Annotated in this window: 2 protein-coding genes; both read right to left on the bottom strand. The window is 42.4% G+C overall.

Annotated features, from left to right (window positions below; genetic code table 11):
- Positions 1-81: 81 nt before the first annotated feature.
- A complete protein-coding gene (gene tnpB, locus HMPREF2794_RS00675; protein WP_010535664.1) occupies positions 82-435 on the bottom strand; it encodes an IS66 family insertion sequence element accessory protein TnpB in 354 nt (117 codons plus the stop codon).
- Positions 423-704 (bottom strand): hypothetical protein, encoded by a 282-nt coding sequence (locus HMPREF2794_RS00670; RefSeq protein WP_224207215.1) that lies wholly within the window; start codon positions 702-704, stop codon positions 423-425. The genes tnpB and HMPREF2794_RS00670 overlap by 13 nt, the downstream gene beginning before the upstream one ends.
- Positions 705-902: the final 198 nt, after the last annotated feature.

The raw sequence follows: 902 nt of genomic DNA, 5'->3' as shown, positions 1-902 counted from the left end.
ATACGAAAAAAGAACCGGGCAACAAAGCTTTTTATTATAAATCTACGTTATAACACATTGTTTATCAATCATTTGGCGTTTCTATAGCTTCAGCCGAAATCGTTTCCTGCACTTGGCTGACCGGAGGGAGACGCCCTGCATAATCAAAAAGAAACTCTTCCAGGAAAGCTCGTAAGCACCCGTAGAAGGATTAAAACGCGGGACTTCGAAGGTACCTTCTTCCAGGCGCTTCTGGTAAAGAATAAAACCATCCGTATCCCAACGTAAAATTTTAACCATGTCCCGTTTGTGGGAAAAGAAAACAAAAACATCTCCTGAAACGGGAGAAAGTGACATGTCGGACTTGACCAGCTGATAAAGTCCTGTCATACCTTTACGCATATCGACATAATGCTGGTACAGGTAATAACGCATATTTTCGGTTAAAGCAAACATGACTGCTCCTCCTGTATCTTACGGTTATAAAGGTCAATAAAACGGTGAATACCAAAAGAACTTCCCTGCTTGATGGAAATAATCACCCCATCCGGAAAAGTAATATTGATACCATAAAGCATATCCGAAGAAGAGGACGGACGGGCCGAAGGCGCAGATGAGGGAACCAAAGGACTGAAGCAGGGCACCGGCTTTTCGGAGGAAGAAGCCGAAAGGGAAGAACGAAGTTCACGAATGCGAATGCCGTGCCGAGAAAGCCAGAGTTCCATACCATGATAATTAACATGACACTCATGACAATAACTACGAAGAGTTAAACAGGGAGAAGATATCAGACGGGATTTATACTCAGACAGGGTTTGAGTGTATAAAGCATGTGCAGTCATATAAGTAGGAATTGATTAATATGAAAGCAAAGATATGAAGAAGTAGAATTAAAGAAAAGACGGCATCGCCGAGACGCTTAC

The sequence above is a fragment of the Bacteroides sp. HMSC067B03 genome, assembly GCF_001811315.1.
GTDB classification, from domain to species: domain Bacteria; phylum Bacteroidota; class Bacteroidia; order Bacteroidales; family Bacteroidaceae; genus Bacteroides; species Bacteroides faecis.
This window is presented reverse-complemented; position numbering and strand designations above follow the sequence as displayed.

Coding starts and splice junctions, on each gene's coding strand:
- HMPREF2794_RS00670 (WP_224207215.1), bottom strand. CDS start 704: ATGGAACTCTGGCTTTCTCGGCACGGCATTCGCATTCGTGAACTTCGT.
- tnpB (WP_010535664.1), bottom strand. CDS start 435: ATGTTTGCTTTAACCGAAAATATGCGTTATTACCTGTACCAGCATTAT.